Origin of the sequence: Bradyrhizobium sp. (assembly GCF_030654605.1) — a bacterium.
Lineage (GTDB): Bacteria > Pseudomonadota > Alphaproteobacteria > Rhizobiales > Xanthobacteraceae > Bradyrhizobium.
This window is the reverse complement of sequence record NZ_JAURXB010000044.1, coordinates 1-19616: the sequence shown is the minus strand read 5'-3', so window position 1 is coordinate 19616 and position 19616 is coordinate 1. Positions and strand designations below refer to the sequence as shown.

General features: G+C 63.5%; 19 protein-coding genes. 7 read left to right on the top strand and 12 right to left on the bottom strand.

The window, feature by feature from the left end; all coding sequences use genetic code 11:
* Positions 1–58: 58 nt before the first annotated feature.
* Positions 59–985, bottom strand: coding sequence for an SMP-30/gluconolactonase/LRE family protein (locus Q7U29_RS04035; protein WP_304738735.1), 927 nt, complete (start codon positions 983–985; stop codon positions 59–61).
* 550 nt (positions 986–1535) lie between these two features.
* On the opposite strand from Q7U29_RS04035, the gene Q7U29_RS04030 reads away from it, so the two are divergent.
* Entirely contained in the window at positions 1536–1775 is a 240-nt protein-coding gene (locus Q7U29_RS04030; RefSeq protein ID WP_304738734.1) for a hypothetical protein, read from the top strand.
* A gap of 193 nt (positions 1776–1968) precedes the next feature.
* Here Q7U29_RS04030 and Q7U29_RS04025 read toward each other — a convergent pair whose 3' ends face one another.
* The gene (locus Q7U29_RS04025; protein ID WP_304738733.1) at positions 1969–2316 is read right to left on the bottom strand and encodes a hypothetical protein; all 348 of its coding nucleotides are present in this window, start codon (positions 2314–2316) and stop codon (positions 1969–1971) included.
* A 189-nt stretch (positions 2317–2505) separates the two neighbouring features.
* Between Q7U29_RS04025 and Q7U29_RS04020 the strand changes: the two genes are divergently transcribed.
* Positions 2506–2733 (top strand): hypothetical protein, encoded by a 228-nt coding sequence (locus tag Q7U29_RS04020; RefSeq protein ID WP_304738732.1) that lies wholly within the window; start codon positions 2506–2508, stop codon positions 2731–2733.
* 82 nt (positions 2734–2815) lie between these two features.
* Here the strand turns inward: Q7U29_RS04020 and Q7U29_RS04015 are convergent, their stop codons facing one another.
* The 3 genes from Q7U29_RS04015 to Q7U29_RS04005 all read right to left on the bottom strand — a co-directional run bounded on the left by Q7U29_RS04015 (position 2816) and on the right by Q7U29_RS04005 (position 5118).
* Positions 2816–2953: a hypothetical protein gene (locus Q7U29_RS04015; protein ID WP_304738731.1), complete on the bottom strand. Its 138-nt coding sequence runs from the start codon at positions 2951–2953 to the stop codon at positions 2816–2818.
* Positions 2954–3001: 48 nt separating this feature from the next.
* Positions 3002–4144 carry a hypothetical protein gene (locus Q7U29_RS04010; protein WP_304738730.1) on the bottom strand — a complete coding sequence of 381 codons (1143 nt, stop codon included), beginning with the start codon at positions 4142–4144 and terminating at the stop codon, positions 3002–3004.
* 320 nt (positions 4145–4464) lie between these two features.
* The gene (locus Q7U29_RS04005) at positions 4465–5118 is read right to left on the bottom strand and encodes a glutathione S-transferase family protein (protein ID WP_304738727.1); all 654 of its coding nucleotides are present in this window, start codon (positions 5116–5118) and stop codon (positions 4465–4467) included.
* Positions 5119–5311: 193 nt separating this feature from the next.
* On the opposite strand from Q7U29_RS04005, the gene Q7U29_RS04000 reads away from it, so the two are divergent.
* Positions 5312–6535: a polyhydroxyalkanoate depolymerase gene (locus Q7U29_RS04000; RefSeq protein ID WP_304738725.1), complete on the top strand. Its 1224-nt coding sequence runs from the start codon at positions 5312–5314 to the stop codon at positions 6533–6535.
* Positions 6536–6668: 133 nt separating this feature from the next.
* Here Q7U29_RS04000 and Q7U29_RS03995 read toward each other — a convergent pair whose 3' ends face one another.
* Both Q7U29_RS03995 and Q7U29_RS03990 read right to left on the bottom strand, forming a co-directional pair.
* On the bottom strand, positions 6669–6869 hold the full coding sequence (locus tag Q7U29_RS03995) for a hypothetical protein (RefSeq protein ID WP_304738723.1): 201 nt from the start codon (positions 6867–6869) through the stop codon (positions 6669–6671).
* 78 nt (positions 6870–6947) lie between these two features.
* Complete coding sequence (locus tag Q7U29_RS03990; RefSeq protein WP_304738721.1) at positions 6948–8267, bottom strand: O-antigen ligase; 1320 nt, start codon at positions 8265–8267, stop codon at positions 6948–6950.
* A gap of 225 nt (positions 8268–8492) precedes the next feature.
* Between Q7U29_RS03990 and Q7U29_RS03985 the strand changes: the two genes are divergently transcribed.
* The 3 genes from Q7U29_RS03985 to Q7U29_RS03975 are packed head-to-tail and all read left to right on the top strand — an operon-like array spanning position 8493 to position 11883.
* Positions 8493–10496: an acyltransferase family protein gene (locus Q7U29_RS03985; RefSeq protein WP_304738719.1), complete on the top strand. Its 2004-nt coding sequence runs from the start codon at positions 8493–8495 to the stop codon at positions 10494–10496.
* On the top strand, positions 10483–11454 hold the full coding sequence (locus tag Q7U29_RS03980) for a glycoside hydrolase family 26 protein (RefSeq protein WP_304738716.1): 972 nt from the start codon (positions 10483–10485) through the stop codon (positions 11452–11454). The genes Q7U29_RS03985 and Q7U29_RS03980 overlap by 14 nt, the downstream gene beginning before the upstream one ends.
* A 33-nt stretch (positions 11455–11487) precedes the next feature.
* On the top strand, positions 11488–11883 hold the full coding sequence (locus Q7U29_RS03975; RefSeq protein WP_304738713.1) for a VanZ family protein: 396 nt from the start codon (positions 11488–11490) through the stop codon (positions 11881–11883).
* A 7-nt stretch (positions 11884–11890) separates the two neighbouring features.
* On the opposite strand, the gene Q7U29_RS03970 is transcribed toward Q7U29_RS03975, so the two are convergent.
* The 3 genes from Q7U29_RS03970 to Q7U29_RS03960 all read right to left on the bottom strand — a co-directional run bounded on the left by Q7U29_RS03970 (position 11891) and on the right by Q7U29_RS03960 (position 16721).
* Positions 11891–14008: a methyl-accepting chemotaxis protein gene (locus Q7U29_RS03970; protein WP_304738710.1), complete on the bottom strand. Its 2118-nt coding sequence runs from the start codon at positions 14006–14008 to the stop codon at positions 11891–11893.
* A 97-nt stretch (positions 14009–14105) separates the two neighbouring features.
* Positions 14106–15248, bottom strand: coding sequence for an ABC transporter substrate-binding protein (locus Q7U29_RS03965; protein ID WP_304738706.1), 1143 nt, complete (start codon positions 15246–15248; stop codon positions 14106–14108).
* A gap of 294 nt (positions 15249–15542) precedes the next feature.
* Positions 15543–16721, bottom strand: coding sequence for an MFS transporter (locus Q7U29_RS03960; protein ID WP_304738703.1), 1179 nt, complete (start codon positions 16719–16721; stop codon positions 15543–15545).
* A 61-nt stretch (positions 16722–16782) separates the two neighbouring features.
* Between Q7U29_RS03960 and Q7U29_RS03955 the strand changes: the two genes are divergently transcribed.
* Entirely contained in the window at positions 16783–17583 is an 801-nt protein-coding gene (locus tag Q7U29_RS03955; RefSeq protein ID WP_304738700.1) for a helix-turn-helix transcriptional regulator, read from the top strand.
* Between the two features lie 256 nt (positions 17584–17839).
* Here Q7U29_RS03955 and Q7U29_RS03950 read toward each other — a convergent pair whose 3' ends face one another.
* Both Q7U29_RS03950 and Q7U29_RS03945 read right to left on the bottom strand, forming a co-directional pair.
* Positions 17840–18331, bottom strand: a complete 492-nt coding sequence (locus Q7U29_RS03950; RefSeq protein WP_304738738.1) for a GNAT family N-acetyltransferase — start codon at positions 18329–18331, stop codon at positions 17840–17842.
* The gene (locus tag Q7U29_RS03945) at positions 18328–18618 is read right to left on the bottom strand and encodes a DUF1778 domain-containing protein (protein WP_304738698.1); all 291 of its coding nucleotides are present in this window, start codon (positions 18616–18618) and stop codon (positions 18328–18330) included. Before Q7U29_RS03945 ends, Q7U29_RS03950 begins: the two co-directional genes overlap by 4 nt.
* Positions 18619–19616 lie beyond the last annotated feature (998 nt).

The following is a 19616-nucleotide window of genomic DNA, read 5'->3' as shown; positions in this document are numbered from 1 at the left end:
AGATTCCGGGTCTGGTCCTTCGGACCATCCCGGAATGACGATTGCAAATCCGCAATCGTCACTTATTCAAAAAATTCAGCGCCAGGCCGGGCCGCGCCCAGTCCATTGCGATCAGTTCGCCCTTGCCGGACAGCGTGATGTAGGCGGTCTTCAGTTCGGGTCCGCCGAAGGCGATGTTGGTGGTGACGCGGTCGCCGGTCGGGATCTGCTCGACCAGGGTGCCATCCGGCGCGATCACCGAGATGCAGCCCGAGACCAGCGTGGCGACGCAGATATTGCCATCGGCCTCGACGGCCAGCGAGTCGAACATCTGGTAGCCGCCGAGACCGCAGATCGGCTTGCCGCGCTCGCCGCGATAGATCACGTCGCGCGGCTTCAACATGCCGGGCTCGGAAATCTCGTACGCCCACAGCCGGGCCGTCGGCGTCTCCGCGATGTAGACGGTGTTTTCGTCGGGCGACAGGCCGATGCCGTTGGCCGGCAGCACGCCATGCACCACCTCGACGATCTCCTTCATGCCGGGCTTGAGGTAATACATGGCACCGACATCCATCTCGCGGGCGCGGCGCTTGCCGAGGTCGGAGAACCAGAGGCCGCCATGCTTGTCGAACACGAGGTCGTTCGGCCCCCGCAACCCATGCTCGCCGCATTTGGAAACGACTGTCTCGACCTTGCCGCTCTGCAGATCGACCCGCTGGATCGATCCCCCCAGATAATCATCGGGCTGCGGGCCCGGCATGATCATGTTCCTGGTCGGAATCCAGCTGAAGCCGCCATTGTTGCAGACGTACATCTTGCCGTCGGGGCCAAGCGCGGCGCCGTTGGGTCCGCCCGGCATCTCCGCGACCACTTCCTTGCGTCCGTCGGGCCAGACGCGCGTCAGCCGCCGGCCGCGGATTTCGACCAGCACCACCGAGCCATCAGGCATCACGACGGGACCTTCGGGAAACTCCAGGCCGGTGGCGAGAACACGAATATTGGACATGGAATCCCCCCGCTTCTTATGGCTGCAGGCGGATTAAAGGCTCATTCCGCACGCGCAACGATTTCGTTGTGCCATGTTATGGCAAAGTCGATATCGCTTGCCAAGCAATGTCAGACGCAGGGCAGCTGCGCCCCTTGATGCAGCAGCATCGGCGGTGCGCCCCCCGATGGTAGCATCACCGCAGGTGCGCCCCCTCTCCCGCTTGCGGGGGAGGGCTGGGGTGGGGGTGCTGCAGCAAGCGCCAGCGCAAGCAGATGGAATTCCCCCACCCGCCGCGCTCTTGCGAGCGCGGCGACCTCCCCCGCAAGCGGGAGAGGTAAGGACAGTCCCGGCACTCTGCGCGAAAACTGCACAACAATCCGCAAATCCTGAGCACCCCGCGCAAAGGCGCTGCCAAGCGGCGGCGCATCGTCAGGCCATGACAGCCATCAACGACACTTTTCACCCGTCGCATCGGCCATGGCGGATCCGCCGGCGGCCGAAACCGCAACCCGTTGCCGCCAGCCCGAGGCGAGCCAGGATCGGACGAGCCTCCAGCCTGATCTGCTTCATGCTGGCGCTGTTGACCGTGCTCAGTATTACGCCGGTCTTCCTGCTGTTCTGCGCCTGCGAACTCTCGCCCAGCTGCCTCGCCCGCGGCTTCGGGAATTTTCTGGTTGGCCCGTTGGGCGTGCGCAAGCCGGCGGTGGTGATCATGCTCGCGCCGCTCGCCGTGCTGCTCACCTATGTCGTTGTGTTTCTGAGATGCCACCGACGCCGGGACGTGCTGGATTTTAGTGAACGAAGCTGACGGCTTTCGCGAAAGACTCAACCCATCGCACGCGCTTGTCGTCGCCCGGCTCGACCGGGCGATCCAGTACGCCGCGGCGTCTCGGCTCTATCGCTGGCGTCTCTGGAATACTGGGTCGCCCGGTCGAGCCGGGCGATGACGGCGGTGTGTGTGCGCATCGCAATCACTCCAATCAGGAAGTCAGCGCGCACCTCTACTTCACCGCATCCTTCGCCGCCGGCGCATCTTTCTTCTTGGCATCCTCAGCCGGCTTCTTCTGCGCCGCCTGCAAATCGTCGACCGTCTTCTGCAGGCTGACGACCGCGCTCTTCAGGCCGTCGATCTGGCGGTTGGCGGCGTCGAGTTTCTGTTGATGGACGGCACCGAGCCGGGTGATCGTCTTCATCAGGAAATCGACATTGCTCTGCAGGCAGCTGGTGCGCCGCTCCATGGTCTTTTCGACGGTGCAGATCTCGATGCCGGGAACGTCCTGGGCATAAGCGGGCGTCAGGAGATGGGGCGCGATGACCATCGACGCGACGAGAGCGATCCGGCCGATCATTGAAATCCTCATTCAAAAGTGGATGTCGCGGTCAATTTGTCGCGAGATGGAACCAGTCACCGAGGTTACCATACTGAAACCTCATTCGCGCGTTGAGGTTTGCGCGGAACACCCCACCTGAGGCAAGCGACGGCGCTGGCGCGGCTCCGGAACCGCGGCGCCAGTGTGTCACTGAGGGAGAATCACTGGATGGCAACACGCGAACGACGGCTGGCCGAGTTCAATGGCAATGGCGAACCGCCGCCGGATCAGCCGGTTCAGGTGCTTTGCGAGGATCACAGCGGCACCTATCAACTGCCGTTCGCCTGCCGCTTCGTCGATGGCGCATGGCGCAACAACGATTCCGGCGGCGCCGTCGAGGCCACCGTGGTCGGCTGGCGCCTGCCCGCTGCCGGCGGCATTCGCGCCCGGTCCTGAGACCGGCTCGCTGTGCCACAATGCGACGGCGCCAGCGCATTTCTTAAGCTTTGGAACGTGGTGGGAACGAATCGCGCCCGAATCAGCGGTTCGGGCCTGTAGCCTCCTGTTCACGGCTAGATATCGGCTGGAATGTGATGCGGCGCACCACATGCAGCACGATCACAATCGGCCGCAGCCAGCGGCCGAGCACAAAGGTTAATTCCTCCGGGGATGACATGGCGCTACTCCCTTGGTCATGAAAATCACATTCGAAACGGCGCCCGCATCATTCGTATAAATACCCGACCGGCTTTCCTTCGGTACGCAGCGGACGAATGTCCTTCCGCGTAATGATTTGACCAGCCAGGCCGTCAATTTCGTCACGCTGTGTCGGCGTCCAACTGCGAAGATTCTCCATGCCTTTCAGCAGGCCGAGCCGAAGGATCTGGGTATTCTCGCCGACCCCTGCGAGCGTGATGGTGTTCTTGCCGGCCGTGACCGTATCGCCGGTCGCAAGCTCGAAATGCTCGCCCGCGCCGTTGTTGAATTCGGCCGTGCCGCGAATGACGCGATAGATGACAACCTCGCCCTTATCGAGAAAGGCGGTATCCGTTGTGGCTGACGTGCTCTTCGGCAACAGCGACTGGCCACGCGGGTCGGTCGCGATGATGTGTCCAGTGGTCAGCCGGCCGCTCGGAATCTCGATTCCGATATCGCGCACATAAACAGGCCCGGCGGATTTGACAGGGCACCCCGCCGGCAGCGGCTTGTAGAGCGCTTCAAGCTCCAGCGGGTCCTGCAGCCAGAAAGCGGCGCCGGACGGGCGGTCATGCAGCGGATGGCTCCAGGCCACGCGCGGTGTTTCCGCCTCGTTGATCTGATCCGGACCCACCACCGTCGGGTTGGGGAAGGTCGTGGGATCGGTAATGAAGCCTTCGAGAAACTTGCCGGAATAGCCCATGGAAATCGGATCCGGCACCACCGTCTGCGCCGTCTTCAGGTTCTCTTCCGTGGACAGCCCCGCCCAGGTGTAAAACAGCTGGCGATGCACGATCGCGCTCTGCAGAATCACCGCACCGGGGCCGACATAGTAAACCCGGCCATCGTAATCGAAGGTGAACACGCCCGACGTGACCAGCACGAGCTGGTAACCGCCCGGCGGCAGGTGAAGATGGAAATCGGTGGGGCCGGTATCGGGCAGGTAAATCGGCAGGTTTGTCGAGACCTCGTGGAGGAGGAAGGTTTCGTTGTTGGCATGAAAACCTTCGTTGGCGCGATTGTACAGCGCCTGCGGCCGATACGTCGCCTCGTGCGTCGCATTCCGGTCGCGATCGATCGCCACGAAATTCCTGGTGTTCAGGCGGAGGGCATCGCCGTTCGGGCGGGTAAGGCCGGACGCTTTGGAATCGATCGCGGCATGCACGTTCATGACACCCTCCAATCCGAGTATTTCGCGCGACCGGGCGAGGCGTCCAAATTTTCGGCAGCGCCGCGTCGTCGCGTTCACAGCTTCATGGTGCTATGCGAAATTCGCGCCAGCCGCGTTGCACCGCGGCAAAAATCGATTGCAACCGCCGCCGATGCGTTGAAGCCGTTGGACCGATACCGAAATTCGAGTTGGCGATTCTTTGCCGCGCGGTTCGCCAGCTTGGCGACGCCGGCCGTGCAACGGCCCCGCATGGCAGCATGTTGAGCAAATCGTGCCCTAGACCAGCGCCCGGCAAACAGGCAATGGGGCGCGCCGACTGCCTAATATTCGACCTCGAGCTCCTCGATGTCGGCGGGCTCGGCCCGAGCCGCCTCGATCCATTCCTGCATCTCGGGCAGCGCCATGATCATGTCGGCATAGGCCCGAAGCCTCGGCTCCAGCTTCACGTCATAGGTCATGAAGCGGGTCACTACCGGCGCATACATCGCGTCCGCCATGCTGCGTTCGCCGAACAGGAACGGCCCGCCGGACTCGGCAAGGCATTCTCGCCAGATGGTGCAGACCCGGTCGATATCCGATTGGGCGCGCGACCAGACCTTGAACCCGGGGAAGTGACCTTTCAGGTTGACCGGCAGCGATGCGCGCAGCGTGGTGAACCCCGAATGGATTTCACCGCAGATCGAGCGACAATGCGCCCGTAAAATGCGGTCATCCGGCAAAAGCCCGGCATCCGGCTGGACCTCGTTGAGATACTCGGCGATCGCCAGCGTATCCCACACGATGGCGCCGTCGTGGCGCAGGCACGGCACCAGGATCGATGACGACAGCAGCAGGATCTCGGCCCGCGCCGACGCATCGTCGGGGGCAGTGACGATTTCGTCGAACTCCAGCCCGGAAAACTTCGTCAGCAGCCAGCCGCGCAGCGACCAGGACGAATAGTTCCTGCTGCTGATGGTCAGTGTCGCTTTCGCCATATGGCTTTTCCTTCACGCCTGAACGTCCGCCAAGGCCATGCGCGTACTGCTTTGCCCAGGCCTTTCAGCCGCAAAGTGCCCATGGTCCATGCCTCGCGCGTTTTGTTCAGCAAGCGACGTGCCAGTTTACCCGGCCGTTCGACTCCGCCTTGGCTTCGATATTGCATAGCGATATGGGCGAGGGCGTTTCCGGATGAAGTCGATGATGTATCAAGCCTATCAGAACCACATGGACCTGACGGCGCCATGGCGGAGCGGGGCCGCGTCGGCGCTGAGATACCTCAACCTCGTGCCGCAAGGCGGCTCCGACAAATTGTTCGGGCGGCTCGCCGCCGCCCTCGAGCTGATCTCGCGCACCTCGCTCACCTATTCCCGCCCGGCCTACGGCATCGACAGGGTGATGGTAGGCAATCAGGAATTGGAGGTGACGGAGGAAGTCGTCTACGCGACGCCGTTCGGCTCGCTGCTGCATTTCAAGAAGGAAAATTCGCCGGAACAGCCGCGCATGCTGCTGGTGGCGCCGATGTCCGGGCACTTCGCGACGCTGCTGCGCGGCACCGTGAAAACCCTGCTGCAGGACCACGACGTCTACATCACCGACTGGCACAATCCGCGCGACATTCCGCGCGAGCATGGCAAGTTCGGCCTCGACGAATACACCGAGCACCTCATCACCTTCATGGATCAACTGGGCCCGCGCGCGCACATGGTGGCGATCTGCCAGCCGTCGGTGTCGGCGCTGGCGGCCGCAGCCATCATGTCGGAGGACAATCACCCCGCCCGTCCGGCGACCCTGACGCTGATGGCCGGCCCGATCGACACCCGCATTCTGCCCACCAAGGTCAACGAGTTCGCCAAGAGCAAGCCGATCAAATGGTTCGAGGAGAACCTGATCAACTACGTGCCGTTTCAGTGCAAGGGCGCATTCCGACAGGTCTATCCCGGCTTCGTGCAGCTCACCGCCTTCGTATCGATGAACCTAGAGCGCCACATCAAGTCGCATATCGATCTCGCCCAGCATCTCGCCAAGGGCGAGACCGAGAAGGCCGAGGTGATCAAAACCTTCTACGACGAATATTTCGCCGTGATGGACCTGCCGGCGGAATTCTACATCGAAACCGTGCGCGACGTGTTTCAGGAACACCTGCTGCCGCAGGGCAAGATGACCTACAAGGGCCGGCCGGTGAACCCGGCCTCGATCAGGCGCATGGGCCTGATGACGGTGGAAGGCGAGAAGGACGACATCTGCTCGATCGGCCAGACCCTGGCGGCGCAGGACCTCTGTACCGGCGTGCGCGCCTATCGCAAGGTGCATCACATGCAGGCCGGCGTCGGCCATTACGGCGTATTCTCGGGAAGGCGCTGGAACAACGAAATCTATCCGCTGCTGAGGGATTTCGTGCATGTGAATTCATGAGGTGAGACAGTGCCTCTTACCTTTCCCGCAAGCGCACCGCGATTGCCGAAACGTCGCGGCACGCCTCAACGTGAGCGACCTCTCGGCCATCCGGGCCCGTTACCCCATCTACCGCACCGACCCCGGAAGACTCCTATTTTGGACAATTACCGCGCTCGACGCAGTCGCGTTGCTTGCCCCCGCCCCACTTTTGCTTCTGCTGATCCGTCGACTGGGCAAAAGCCTGGGACAAGGTCAGCCCGATGAATGCGGTGAACAGAAGTAAACTGATTGCCTTGCGCACGTTGTCTCCTCCCTGCTCTTGTTGCAGGGCCGACATTACCTTCTTTTCCACGATCTCCAAGATCCAAACGGGCCCGGTCGGGCGTTTGATCCAGCGAGGCGTCGCCGGGTTTCATGGCCGGTACGCGCGCTATGTCGTCGTTCGAAACCGCGACAAATAGTGCAGGCCGATCACCGCGACCAGGAAGGTGAACCACATCGGATCGGTGCGATCGAGGAAGTAGCTTTCCAGCGAGGCGATGTAGATTCCAAACAGCCAGATCCGCAGAAACAAGTTGGCCAGCGGCGTCGGCGCGCCGTGCGCCGCCGCGCGGTGATAATTCCGGAGCGGGATAATCACCAGAATGGAGATCACCAGCAACAGGCCGGGGATGCCTAGCGCCAGCGCGGAATCCAGATAGCCGTTATGGCTGTGCGACGCGATCAATACCCAATTATCGATGGCCTCGCCGGTATCGATCTCCTTCACGTAGTCGCTGCCCCAGAACGCGAAATAGCCATAGCCGAAGAACGGCTTCTGGGCGATCGACGCGAAAGCGAAGCGCCAGACCTCGTTGCGTCCGGTGAAGCTGGCGTCGAAAGGAAGCAGGCTGGCGACGGACGCCAGCGCCGGACTGACGACGGCGCCAACGCTCATGAGGTTGAGAACAATCAGGGGCGCCAGGCAAAGCACCGCCCGAACCCTGAAGGTCCTTGCCGCCGAGACCAGCGCGGTGACCGCGAAGATGATCAGGCAAAGCGCGGTCGAGCTCTTGCCTGCGGCGAAGAACAGGAAAACAACCGAAAGGACGATGACCAGCGGCCCGACCAGTGCGGCGCCCGACCGCGTCAGATAGACCCCGACAAAGATCAGCATCACCATGACGGCGGACGCCGTGTTCTTGTGGTCGAAGACGCCGCGCCAGTCACCGGCCAGATGATATTCCCAGACGTCGGTGGCCTGGTGAACCGCCAGATGCGGCGTCATCATCACCCCGAAATAGCAGACCGCCAGAAACGACAGCGCGGCGACGCCGAGCCACCTGTTCAATTCGCGCGCGGTCGACGGCAGCAGCAGCAGCGTTGCCGCAACCACGAACACGCAGAGCGTAAGGACAAATCGCTGCGTGGAGGCCGAGGGGTCGCGCGACATCACGAGATTGATGCACATCCAGCAGCCGAACAGGATGTAAGGCGTCGACACGAACGAACGGAGCGCTTCCGCATGCCTGTGCGTCACCAGCACCAGCGAGAGCACGGCGAGAAACCCGAACAGCGCGTAGGTCGTGCCGCGTCCAGTGGCGCCATCGCCCGCCGTCGGGTTGCCGAGATCGGCGAAGGGCTGCAGTGAAATCCAGACCAGCAGCAGCACTGATATGAACAGCGCGCCGCGCAGGATCTGCACGACCGGAATACGACCGACATAGAGCGCGATCGGCGACTCGACCCAGAGGCTGGACAGCCTGTTCACGGCAGGACTCGCATTCGGTCGGTAGCGGCAATCACAGCAACTCGTCCTGATCGGTAGGCGCCTGGAGCAATGCGCGTGGCCTGAATTATAGAGCAGCCGGTCGTAGTGGCGTCGCAATATTCCGAAACCGGTTAACCGGTTGCTCTTAACCATTCCGCCCGCGCTGGACCGGATATTGCAATCATCAACGCATGACCTGATCTCGTGACGGAACATGTGGAGCAAATGGCAATACAGTCGAGTTTCCGCGGCAATTTCACCATGAGCGGCGAGAGCACCGCCGGATCTGGCCGTTTCGGCACATCCGGGCTGTCCGAAGTGTCCGATTTTGCGACGAAATACCGCGCCGATATCGACGGCTTGCGGGCGCTCGCCGTCGTTCCGGTGCTGCTCTATCACGCCGGCATTCCGGGCTTTCCCGGCGGCTTCGTCGGCGTCGACATCTTCTTCGTCATTTCAGGGTATCTGATCTGCGGCATGATCGATGCGGACATCCGCAACCGGCGATTCTCGCTGGGCGACTTCTACAAGCGCCGGATGCTGCGCATCCTGCCCGCGCTGTTCGTCATGTTCCTGGTCACCAGCGTGTTCGCCTATCTCTATTTCCTGCCCGTCGAACTCGAGGATTATGCCAGGAGCCTTGCCAGCGCCCTCGGCTCCGTCGCCAATATCTACTTCGCCGGCACCGCGGGATATTTCGATGCACCCGCCGAGACCAAGCCGCTGCTGCATACCTGGTCGCTCGGCGTGGAAGAGCAGTTCTACCTCATCGTTCCGCTGTTGATGCTGCTGGTCTGGCGCGCCGCACCCAGGCAGGCCAGGCTGCTGTTCGCCATTGCCGCGGCCTTGTCCTTTGCCGCAGCGATCGCGGTCAGCTTTCGAAACCCCACCTTCGTATTCTACCTGGCGCCGTTTCGCGCATGGGAACTGGCGCTCGGCGCGCTGCTGGCGATCGGGTTCTTTCCGGCGCCGCAAACCGCGTTTGGCAAGAATGCCTGCGGCGCGGCAGGGATGCTGCTGCTGCTCGGCGCCATCTTCCTCGGCTCGCCGTCGGCGCCGCTGCTGCTGATGATTTCGCTCGCCAGCATCGGCTCTACGCTGGTGATCGCTTCGAGCGAGGGCGGCGTTTCGGCGATCGGCAGGCTGCTGTCGCTGCGGCCGGTGGTCTTCATCGGCCTGATCTCCTATTCGCTCTATTTGTGGCATTGGCCGCTGATCGTCTTTCAGCGCACGGATCAACTGCTGCTGCCGGATTCATCCGGCGTCGCGGCCAAACTGGCGCTGGTGGCGCTCTCGGTCGGAATCGCCTTCCTGTCGTGGAAATTCGTCGAAATGCCGTTCCGCAGGGCCAGGACGGTTTCAAAAAGCATGGTGTTCGGCATCGCCTCGATGGCGACGGCTTCTGCCGTGGCGCTATGCGGCCTGGTGCTCTTCGTCAAAGGCGCGCCGTTCCGCTTCCCCGAACGGGTCGTCGCGATCGCATCCTATCTCGCCTACGATCCCTCCCAGGCGTTCCGCTCCGGCCAATGCTACCTCGCGACCAACCGCCAGCATCTCGATATCGAGACCTGCATGACCACGGACGCCAGGCGGCCCAATTATCTCCTGGTCGGAGACAGCCACGCCGCGCACCTGTGGTCCGGCCTGTCGGCCGCCATGCCGGCCGTGAACATCCTGCAGGCTACCGCCAGCGCCTGTCGCCCGGCCGCAATGTCGGTCTCGCCGCTGGACACGCGCGCCTGTCCACGACTGATGCAGTATGTCTTCAGCGACTTCCTCGTGAACAACCGGGTCGACAAGGTCCTGCTGTCCGCGTCGTGGAAGGACGAGGATATCGCTGGCTTGTCCGAGACGATCGAGACCCTGACGTCGAGGGGGTTCGACGTCGTCGTGCTGGGGCCGATCGTCGAGTATGACACGCCCCTGCCGCGGCTGTTGGCCGACGAAATCCTGCGCAACAGTCCTTCGATCGCGAGCCGCACCCGCACCGCCGGAATCCGCGAGCGCGACCGCGAGCTCGGCCGGATCGCCGCCGCCAAGGGCGCGACCTATCTTTCGGTCTACGATGCGGTTTGCCGCGACGGCCAGTGCGATGAATTCGCCGAAGGCGACATTCCCCTGCAATTCGACGCCGGCCACCTCACGGCACAGGGCTCCGTGGTGGTGGGACGAAGACTATCGACCGGCCTGGCCGGGCAACTGGCGAGGGCCGACAATGTCGTGCGCTGACCGTGCGCGCACGCTGCGGGCGCTTCTGGGAGCCGCTACCGTCGCGGCGATCCTGGCGCTTGGTGGCGCAGGCCCGGCCTATGGCCAGACGAGCGCCGCGCGCATGCCCGCGAAATTTGCCGGCGCGTTCGTCAACTGGGGGCCCGATGGCCGCGAGAAGACGTTGCAGGTCTGGGAAAAATGGCTGAACCAGAAGCCGTCATCGGTGCTGGGCGTCGACTTCTACGCCCAGTCGACCTGGGAGGATTATTCCAAATTGAGCTGGGTGCCGGGGATCTGGAAGAAGCTCAACCCGGCGCGAAACGTGGTGTGGTCGGTGCCGCTGACGGTGAAGGGAACGCCGCTCGCCGATGTCGCTGGAGGCCTGCACGACGCCGCCTTCGAGGCCGCCGCCAGGGCGATCGCCGAGAACCAGCCGAACGCCATCATCCGGCTCGGCTGGGAAATGAATCTGGTCGACTCGCCGTGGTTCGCCAAGGGCCAGGAGGCGGACTACATCGCCGCCTTCCGCCGCGTGGTCGGAATTTTCCGGCGGCACTCGGACGGCTTCAAATACGACTGGTGCCCGGGCTGGGGGCTGCAGGAGCTGCCGGCCGATCTCGCCTATCCCGGCGACGACGTGGTCGATTACGTCGGCCTCGACGTCTACGACTACAAGCATGAGGGCTCGGCGCAGGAACGCTGGGACACGCACTACCTGAAGGCGCCGTTCGGCCTGCAATGGCACCGCGACTTCGCCGCCCGGCACGGCAAGCTCATGAGCTACCCGGAATGGGGCGTCGGCCAGTTCGGCGACAATCCCTTCTTCATCCAGCAGATGCGCGACTGGTTCGTGCAGAACCAGGACAAGATCGCCTATGCCGCCTATTTCGACGTCGACGGATTATGGCCGACGCAGATCGACAACAACCAGTTTCCGCAGTCGCAGAAGCTGTTCCGGAAGCTGTTCAAGCACTGATCCGGGATACGGGCGCAGGCGCCTGATCCGGACATGAAGGACTTCAAGGTGGATACCATCCGGCTGTTGATCAGGCGCGCGGCCTGGCTCTCGATCCTGATCGTGGTGCTGGTCACGCTGGTTCCGATCGGATGGCGGCCTGCCACTGGACTGTCACCGAACATCGAACGGTTCTGCGCGATGGCGGCGGTCGGCGCGCTGTTTGCCGCGGCCTATCCCCGGCGCTTCTGGCTGATCGTGCTGACGCTGTCGCTGACCGCTGCGATGGTCGAGCCGCTGCAGTTCATCGCGGCCGGCCGTCATCCCAGCCTCCGCGACGTGGAATTCAAATCGCTGGGCGTGGCGATTGGCGCCGTGCTGGGCTATGCGGTCGCTTCGGTCACCGGCTTGACGCCCGGGCCGACGGAGCCGGCGCCGGAAGGGACGTAATTGACCATCAAGCGGCGCGCACCGTATCGAGAAACTTGCCGACCTCGAGCTTGAGGCGATTGCTTTCGCCGGACAGCGACTGCGCCGAGGAAAGAACCTGGGCGGAAGCCGAACCGGTGTGGCGCGCGCCATTGTTGACGTCGACGATATTGGTGGCGACCTGCGAAGTGCCCTGCGCCGCCTGCTCGACATTGCGGGCGATTTCCCGCGTGGCATCGCCCTGCTGATCGACCGAGGTCGCGATCGTTGCCGCGATCTGCGAGATCCGGCTGATGGTGGTGCCGATCTGCTGGATCGCCACGACCGATTCCTGGGTCGCGACCTGCATCCCGGCGATCTGACTGCTGATCTCGTGGGTAGCGCTGGCGGTCTGCGCGGCCAATGCCTTGACCTCCTGGGCGACCACCGCAAAGCCGCGTCCGGCCTCGCCGGCGCGGGCCGCCTCGATGGTGGCGTTCAGCGCCAGCAAATTGGTCTGCTCCGCGATCGAGGTAATCAGGTCGACCACATCGCCGATCCGCAACGCCGCCTTCGACAGCTCGTTGATGCGCGAGTCGGTGCTCTCCGCCTGACTGACGGCTTCGCCGGCGATCTTGTTGGACTCCTGGACCTGCCGGCTGATTTCGGCAATCGACGCGCTCATCTGTTCGGTCGCGGCCGCAACCGACCTGACGTTCGAGGAGGCTTCCTCGGACGCGGCTTCCACCCTGCCGGACAGCTGCTGGGTCTCGTCGGCGGTGCGGGTCAGACCGGTTGCCGAGGCTTCCAGTTCCGTCGACGCTGAGGAGACCGTCTGCACGATCTCGCCGACCGCGGCTTCGAATTCATCGGCCAGTTTCCGCATCTCGGTTCTGCGCTGGGCATGCACATGCTTCTCCGCCTCCGCGCGTTCGGCGCGCAGCCGGTTGGATTCCAGCATGTTGCTCTTGAAGACCTGCAGCGCTTCGGCCATGTCGGCAATTTCGTCCGAGCCTGAGGTGGCGATCTCGGTGGCGAGATCGCCCGCGGCGACCGATTTCATGCTGTTCTGCAGCCCGACGAGGCGGCGCACCACCCCGCGGCCGACATAGAGCCAGCCGATGACAAGCGCGGTGGCAAGACTGACGAGCGCGAGGCTGATCAGGATAATCCGGCCCTGGCGGATCTCCGCCTCGGATTCACGTACCGCCGATGTCGCCGACGCCTCGCTGCGGGTTCGCAGGCTGGCGACTTCCTTTTCGAACTCCAGCGCGAGCGCACGGTTCTCGACCACCACATTGGTGCCGGTCTTGGCCGCGACCAGCTCCTTCTGCTTCAGTTCGAAGACGTTGCCGGGATCCTTGCCGGTCTTGACCAATTCGGTGACGAGTTTCGAGGTCTCGGCATCCTTGAAGGCGGCCGCGGCCTTTCCGAGACGGCCCGCCGTCGCGGTGAACCGGTCCCTGACCGGCGGCAGCAACTCGAGCGAGGGCAGATCCGCCGCTTCCACGAGGATTCCCAGGATGAGATTGGATTCGGCGCGCAGATCCAGGATGGCCTGCAGCGCCACCAGTTCGTTGTCAGCCAGCGCGGCAAGCGTCTTCTTGACGACCTCGAGGTCCTTGTTGTCGGCCGCCGTCTGCAGGCCGAGGGTCAGGGTGAATCCGGCATCGTCGGCCATCGGCGACAGTTTTTCGGCGAGTTTCTGATGCGACTTGCGAAGGCCCGCGACCAGCGCGTGCTGGGAGTCGGCAATCGCCTGGCGCTCGGCGGCGGACTGCATCAGCCGGTCGAGGTTCACCAGAATACGGTCCGCGGTCTTGTTGAGCCGTGCGGCATCGTCGGCGGCGAGCGCGCCGATGGCCTGCTTGAGATCCTGACGCGCGGTGGTCAAGACCTTGACGGCGTGGTCGCGCTCGGCCTTGTCGGTCGCAGCCAGCAGGCGTGGTGCTGCTGCGGCGACCTCGCCGGCGGCTCTGACCACCTCGGATGCGCGGGTAATTTCGGGCAGGCTCTTTTCGGCGACCGCGCCGAGCGAGCGTCCGAGGCTGTCATAGGAGATCATCGCGCTGCCGCTTGCCAGCACCGTGAGGGCTGCGACGACGCCAAAGGCCATGAACAATCGACCACGAAGGCCGAGGTGATACCACGACGTCGCGGTCTGCATCGTCAATCTCCAGATCGTATCAGTAGTATCAGGTCGTCATTGCGAAATCGGGCCGCGAGCAGCGAGGCCTTGCCCCGCCGCTCGCGTTAGCCTGACGTTACGATCCGGACTTCTGGAGGCGATCGACCGCCTTGAAGCTGCCGTCCGGCTGAATCACGGTGAGGAACACCTGATCCGATCCCCGGTTGCTGGTCGCGCTGTAGCTGAGCTTGAAGCCGCCGAGATCCAGGCTGCCGGCTTTTTGCACGGCCTGGATCAGCGCCGCACGGGTCGGCTCGCCATCGACCTTTTCGAGGCCTGCGATGATCGCGCGGCCGACGAGGTAGCCCTCGAGCGACACGAAGCCCGGCTGGGCGTCGGGAGAAGACGCCTTGAGCGCGGCGTGATAGCGCCCGACCACCGGAATGGCCGCGTCCTTCGGGAACGGAACGACCTGCGTGATGACCACGCCTGCGCCGGCGGGCCCGAGTTCCTTGGCCAGCGCATCGGAGCCGACGAAGGAGATGTTCACGAAGGTGACGTCGAGCTTGATCTGCCTGGCGAGCTTGATGAACTCGGCGGCGGGCTTGTAGGGGCTGATCATGATGACCGCCTGCGGATCGGCCTTCTTGATGGCCAGCAGCGCGGTTTTGACGGCGACCGTGTTGCGCTCGAAGGTGCCTTCGCCGGCGAGCTCCATCTTCCGCTTGTCGAGGGCCTTCTTGACACCGGCCAGGCCGGCCTGACCGAAGGCGTCGTCCTGGTACATGATCGCGATCTTGGTGGCGCCGAGATCCTTGGTCAGATGTTCGACCATGGCTTCGGTTTCCTGGAAGTAGCTGGCGCGAATATTCAGCACCAGCGGCTTGTACGGCTCGCGCAGAAATTCGGCGCCGGTGAAGGCACCGATGAAGGGAGCGCCCGCCGCGGTCGCGATCGGCTGGGTAGCGGCGGCGGTCGGTGTACCGACGGCGCCGGCGAGAGCGAACACCTTGTCTTCCTCGAGCAGCTTCTTGACCGCTTCGATCGACTTGGTCGGCTCGTAGCCGTCATCGACGCTCTTCAGTTCGAGCTTGCGGCCCTTGACGCCGCCGGCCTTGTTGATTTCCGCGAAGGCCGCGTCGAGACCCATCTTCATGCCCTGGCCCAAAGCCGAGGCCGGGCCTTCGAGCGCGGTCGCCTGACCGAACACGATCTTGTCGGCCGAAACGCCGTTCTCGGCGAATGCGGGAATGCCCGTCGCGAGGAGGCCAGCTAGCATGAGGGGGAGCGCGTGGAACGGCGTGGTTCGCATGTGAAACGTCCTTTGAGCGGGGAACGGTCAACCGGACCGGCTTGGGTGATCGCGCACTGCTTGCCATGCAATTGGTGCAATGCTGACCCGCAAGTATGAAAGCCAGACCTTCAGATTTGATTAATTTGGGCACTCCGTAGTGCTACCGAGCTGCAGTCGACTGCAGCGCATTGAGAGCCGTACCTGGACACCGGGAGTAGTCGCCTCTCACGCCACACATCGCGCTGCAGCAAGATGCGAGCGTTTGTGCCGTCGGGCTGCTCAGTTCGCCTGCGTCGCCGGCACCTTGATCTCGGTCGGCAGGATGATCGCCGCCGCGATCACCAGCAGGCACAGCCCCGCGAACGCATGCAGCATGGTGACGAAACCGCCCTGCTCGTACAGCCATGCCACCAGCCCCACCGACGCGCCCGCCGCGGTGAAGCCGATGAAGTAACGCACGGAGTAAGCGCGCGACCGCCATTCCTCGCTGGTGTATTTGCCGACCATGGCGTCGTTGACGGTGACCTGGCCGAACGCGCCCATCACGATGCCGATCGCCGCCAGGATCAGCGGCAGGTTGGACAGCGTCGCCGCCAGATACAGGAACGGCGCCAGCATCAGCGACAGCGGCAGCGAGATCGCCTTCAGCGAATAGCGGTCGATCAGCTGGCCGATGGTGTATTGCGTCATGGCGCCGAACACGTAGACGCAGGCCGCGATCACCCCGAGCAGCGCCGGGCTCGCGGTCAAGTCGGCGAGCCGCTCGGCAAACAGCTTTGGCAGCGCCACCGTCACCGCATTGAAGGTGGTGGAGATCGCGATCACCACGATGAACAGCGCCAGAATCACCCGCCACATGTCGGCTTTCGCCACCCGCGCCTGCGCCGCGGCCTGCTTGAAGCCGGAGCGGTCCTCATGCACGACCGTGCGCGCGAAGGCCACGCCGATCCCGATGGTGACGATGCCCGGCACGATGAAGGCCCAGCGCCAGCCGAGATACTGGCCGATCACGCCGGTGACCAGCGCCGACGACGCCACGCCGAGATTGCCCCAGACCCCGTTCAGCCCCATCTCGCGGCCGAGTCTGTCGGCGTAGGACACGATCATGGCGGTCCCGACCGGGTGATAGATCGAGGCGAACAGGCCGATCGCCAGCAGCGCAGCACCAAGCTGCAGCGGGGTCTGCACCAACCCGACCGCGATCATCGACAGCCCGATGCCGGCAAAGAAGATCACCATCATGTGGCGGCGGCTCCAGCGGTCGCCGAGCCAGCCGGTCAGCAGCGATCCCGCGCCGAAGGCGACGAAACCCGGGGTCGCATAAGGCAGCAGTTCCGAATAGGCCATGCCGAGCGCCGGCCCCATCACGATGATGGCGGCGGCGAAGATCAGCATCGAATAATGATCGATGAAGTGGCCGGCGTTGACGAAGCCGATTACCCTGGCGGGGCTGTTCATTGGCGAATCCCGACTTTTCCTGACATAGGTTATAGGGTGTTGTGCTGACGGGATGTCGCCAATGAATATCGCCGAAAAGCCAATTGCCGCCATCAAGGGGCGCCGCATCTCGACCGGCGACGGCCTCCATTTGATCGCGAACCACTACCGCAAGGGCACCCGGCTCGACACCCACATGCACCGCGAGGCCCAGCTGGTGTACGCCGCCCGCGGCACCATGCAGGTGACCACGCCGAAGGGCCGCTGGCTGGTGCCGCCGGACCGCGCGGTGTGGGTGCCGGCGCGGTCCGAACACGCCATCGACGTGCTGCAGGATATCGACATGCGCACGCTGTATTTCGACCTCGCCTGGCTCGCGCGCGAAGACCGCAGCGCCAGCCTCGATGCCGAATTCGTGGTGCGGGTCTCGCCCTTGCTGCACCAGGCCATCCTCGCGCTGTTCGACGGCCGCAACGACTCCGATCGTACCGCGCTGCTGATAAGACTCGTGATGCTCGAACTGCACCAGGCCGAGGACTCCGCGACCTTCATTCCGCTGCCGCGCGAACCGCGCTGCCGTCGCGCCGCCGACATCGTGCTCGGCGATCCCACGGGTTCGCATGAGATCGAGGCGCTGGCGCGTGAAGTCGGCACCTCGGCGCGCACCCTGTCGCGGCTGTTCGCCTCGGAAACCCAGCTCAGCTTCAAGAGCTGGTGCCAGCGCGCCCGCATTGCCGCGGCGATCGAAAAGCTGTCGGTCGACGCCACCCTCTCGGTCAAGCAACTCGCCGCCGACCTCGGCTACGCCAGCGTACCGGCATTTTCACACGCGTTCCGGCAGGTGACGGGGAAGACGCCGACGGAGTTTGCGGAGAAGGAATGAGGGGCAGTAGGGCGGATCAGCGTAACCCGCCGTCATTGCGAGCGCAGCGAAGCAATCCATCTCGCCACACAAAGAAAGAATGGATTGCTTCGTCGCATCCGCCTTCGCCCGAAGGCGGGCTTCGGCGGACAACAGCGCTCCTCGCAATGACGGCGCTGAAACTCCGGTGATCTGCCCGCAGGCGTCGAGCGCGGTGTCACGGATTGAAGCAGGTCGGGTAGTACTCGTTCTCGTCCAACCTGATAGTTGCTACGAGCTAGAGCGCTGCCCTCAGGTCGGCCAACGTCACCATCAGCGTCATCGGCTCGAGCGGCGATTCCGAAAGACCGAGTGCCAGGTAGAACGCCTTGGCTTCGTCGGAGATGGCATGCACCAGCATGCCGCGGATGCCTATCGTTTCGGCCGCCTGCATGACGCGCAACGCGCTGTCGCGGAACAGCGCGCGTCCGATGCCCTGCTTGTGCCAGGACTGATCGACGGCGAGCCGCCCGAGCACGGCTACCGGAATCGGTTCCGGCATATTGCGCCGGAAACGACTGGGGGCCGCCGCCGCGCTGACGGCGCCGGAGGCGAGCGCGTAGTAGCCAACGACAATATCATCGGCGCAAATCACAAAACTGCGCGAAGCTCCGCTGGTCTGGTTGGCGCGGGCACGACGCCGGAGCCAATCGTCGAGGATGGGGACACCCGAATTGAAGGCTCCGAACTGATGATGGTCGGCCAGCGGCGCGGGCGCGCTCAGCGTCACCCGCGGTCCCACGGCGCTTTCGTCCGCATGGTACGGCGCAGGCGATCATTCGGCTGCGGCGGGGCATCAAGCCGCTTCAGAAATTCGGCGTAGGCCTTTGAGCTGACGCTGAACACCGTGCGATCCAGCAACGCATCCTCCGCAGCACGGCGGGCGGCCTCCAGAACGAAGTCGGTGCGGTTCTTGCCGGCAAGCTGCGCGGCACGGTCGATCAATCCGCGCAATTCCGGCTTGATGCGCAGGTTGAGCGTACCGCGTGTGATTGTCGGCTTCGGTGTCGTGGCCATACCCCAATATACCATGATGTAATGTCATTGTCATTACAAATTGATTGCGCTTTGACCTGCCATTCCCTGCGGCCCGCCGCAACAAATCGACCCGACGGGCAATCACTTCTGTTTATCGTAATTGCTGTCAAGCCCCTTGCGCAAAAATATTTCTGTTTTCCAGAAGTGGAAACTGGTCTATATCTTTTCGCATCCCGTCCCATCAAGAGGGGCGTTGCGCAACGTACCGGCGCGGGGCGGGGAATGCGGTGGACGGGGATGGCGCGACTGACGAGGGCGCCTGAAGCGGACGGCGAAGTCGTGTGGTCCCGACACCCCAAGGGCTGGTGTCAAGTTCCCGGGTTCTCCGGGGGCGACGGTGGCAAAAGCGCAGGGCTCACCGAGGAGAGCATGTATAAGCCGTAAACCGCCGCGCAGGGAAAGTCGGATGTTTCCGCTGGACCTGTATGCTCGTGTGCGCTTTTCGTGCAACTTTTGCACACGAGACCGCGGGTGCAGCGCGCATCCGGCTTTCCCTGCGCCCTTTGATAAAAGAGGGCGTGACGTGAACGGGCAAACCTCGGGCGACATGCGCCGCGAGATCGCGAAGGTGTGTTTGATCTGTGGTCTGTGGAAGGTTTCTAATCTTGCAAGCGAAATCTCTCATCCGTCGTCCCTGCGTTCGCAGGGACCCATACGCTGCGGCTTCTCGATTGCACTCAGGCATCAGACACCTTCTTCAAACCACAACCGCTGGTGGTTATGGGTCCCTGCGCCCCGTGCGCAATTGCGCACTAGGCAGGGACGACGACTGCCTGGGGAGCGGCGCCGACATGACACCTTATTACTCACTCACATCAGCTTGATTGTGATCCCCTCTGTCATAAATCCCGTGTAGCATTCGCATTCAATCAGGATTCGACCGCCCGCCATGAGCAGCAACGCCTTCTTCTCCGACCTTCTCGCCTCGATTTCCGAGCGCGGCCGCACGTTGCTTCGCCGCGGCGGGGCGCCGGATG